2 protein-coding genes are annotated in these 2123 nt (G+C 69.1%); one reads left to right on the top strand and one right to left on the bottom strand.

All coding sequences use genetic code 11. From position 1 onward, the window contains the following. A partial coding sequence (gene glnA, locus ACIQOV_RS38735; protein ID WP_401055515.1) for a type I glutamate--ammonia ligase occupies positions 1-1247 on the bottom strand: 1247 nt, incomplete at its 3' end. A 274-nt stretch (positions 1248-1521) separates the two neighbouring features. Here glnA and ACIQOV_RS38730 point away from each other — a divergent pair. Then, positions 1522-1989, top strand: coding sequence for an RDD family protein (locus tag ACIQOV_RS38730; protein WP_401055512.1), 468 nt, complete (start codon positions 1522-1524; stop codon positions 1987-1989). Positions 1990-2123: the final 134 nt, after the last annotated feature.

Below are 2123 nucleotides of genomic sequence, written 5' to 3'. Positions count from 1 at the left end.
GGGAGGGAGGAGGGCACCTGGGGGACGTTGGCGTGCTCCTCGGGGGCCAGCTCGTAGAGGTCCTTGTCGACCGGCTCCAGCGGCTCGATCTTGTTGCGGATGCCGTCGAGGCCGGCCATCAGCATGGCGGCGAAGGCCAGGTAGGGGTTGGAGGCCGGGTCCGGCGCGCGGAACTCGATGCGCTTGGCCTTGGCGTTGGAGCCGGTGATCGGGATGCGGATCGCGGCGGAGCGGTTGCGCTGCGAGTAGACCAGGTTGACCGGCGCCTCGAAGCCCGGCACCAGGCGGTGGTAGGAGTTCACCGAGGGGTTGGTGAAGGCCAGCAGCGAGGGGGCGTGCCGCAGCAGCCCGCCGATGTAGTAGCGGGCGGTGTCGGAGAGCCCGGCGTAGCCCTGCTCGTCGTAGAAGAGCGGGGTGCCCTCGCTCCACAGCGACTGGTGGACGTGCATGCCCGAGCCGTTGTCGCCGAAGATCGGCTTCGGCATGAAGGTGGCGGTCTTGCCGTTCCGCCAGGCGACGTTCTTGATGATGTACTTGAACAGCATCAGGTCGTCGGCGGCGTGCAGCAGGGTGTTGAACTTGTAGTTGATCTCGGCCTGGCCGGCCGTGCCGACCTCGTGGTGCTGGCGCTCGACCTCCAGTCCGGCCTTGGCGAGCTCCAGCGACATCTCGGCGCGCAGGTCGGCGAAGTGGTCGACCGGCGGGACGGGGAAGTACCCGCCCTTGTACTTGACCTTGTAGCCGCGTACGTCGCCCTCGGCGGCGCCGCTGTTCCAGGCGCCGGCCTCCGAGTCGATGTGGTAGAAGGACGCGTTGGCGCTGGTGTCGAAGCGGACCGAGTCGAAGACGTAGAACTCGGCCTCGGGCCCGAAGAACGCGGTGTCGGCGATGCCGGAGGAGGCGAGGTAGGCCTCGGCCTTCCTGGCGACGTTGCGCGGGTCGCGGCTGTAGGCCTCGCCGGTGACCGGGTCCTGGATGAAGAAGTTGATGTTGAGGTGCTTCTCGGCCCGGAAGGGGTCGAGGCGGGCCGTGGCGAGGTCCGGCACCAGGGCCATGTCGGACTCGTGGATGGCCTGGAAGCCGCGGATCGACGAGCCGTCGAACATCAGGATCTCGGACGGGTCGAAGGTCGCCGCAGGTACGGAGAAGTGCTGCAGGACGCCCGGCAGGTCACAGAAGCGGACGTCGACGAACTTCACGTCGTTGTCCTGGATGAACTGCTTCACTTCGGCGGCGTTGTTGAACATCCATCCTCCTCGGCGTGCGAATTGGGCTCACCATAGGAATGGGTCGTTTCCATTCGGTGACCCGCTCGTTTCCTAGATGTTAACCACGGCTGCCGGGCGGCTGGCAAAGATGTACGGGACGGTACAAATCACCCTGCCCGACTGGGCGTCCTCCCGCAAGTGGTCTGGACCACTTGGAAAGCGCCGGAACGACGATTCACCCGGTCGGGGGTGATGCCCCGACCGGAGGGGAGCCGGTGGCGGCGTACGCCGTCAGCCCGGTTAGTGTGGATTCGTGGACACCAGAGAAGCGTTGGGATCGTGGATCGACGGCCCCCGGGCGGCCGCCGAGAAGATGGGCGCCGACTTCGGCCACCGCGGCGAGCGCCTCGGGCTGCCCAAGGAGGGCCCCGGCTCGATCGCCGGCCCCGGCCGCCGGATCGGCGCCCTGTTCGTGGACGGCTGGCTGGTCGCCCTGATCTCGTACGGGCTGATCGCCCGCGGCGACCAGGCCGAGGCCAACCTGTGGACCAGCCCGCTGTTCTTCCTGGTCGCGGCCCTGCTGCTGGCCACCACCGGCACGACGGTCGGCAAGCGGCTGTTCGGCCTGCGGGTGGTCCGGCTGGACGGCAGCCGCGCGACCATCCCGCAGGTCCTGCTGCGCACCCTGCTGCTCTGCCTGGTGGTGCCGCCGCTGGTCTGGGACCGCGACACCCGCGGCCTGCACGACAAGGCGGTCGGCACCGTCGAGGTCCGGATCTAGCCTCCGGCCGGGATCCGGCCTCCGGCCCCGGCCCCGGTCGAGGCCAGGATGCACCCCCGACGCCGTACGAACGTCGGAACGGCCCCGCCGCGGAGCTTCCGCGGCGGGGCCGTTCTCGTGTCGTCAGGGGCGGG

Source organism: Kitasatospora sp. NPDC091257, from assembly GCF_044757675.1.
Taxonomy (GTDB): Bacteria; Actinomycetota; Actinomycetes; order Streptomycetales; family Streptomycetaceae; genus Kitasatospora; species Kitasatospora lactacystinica.
Note: the sequence above shows the minus strand (reverse complement) of the source record. Positions and strands in the feature narration are given on the sequence as shown.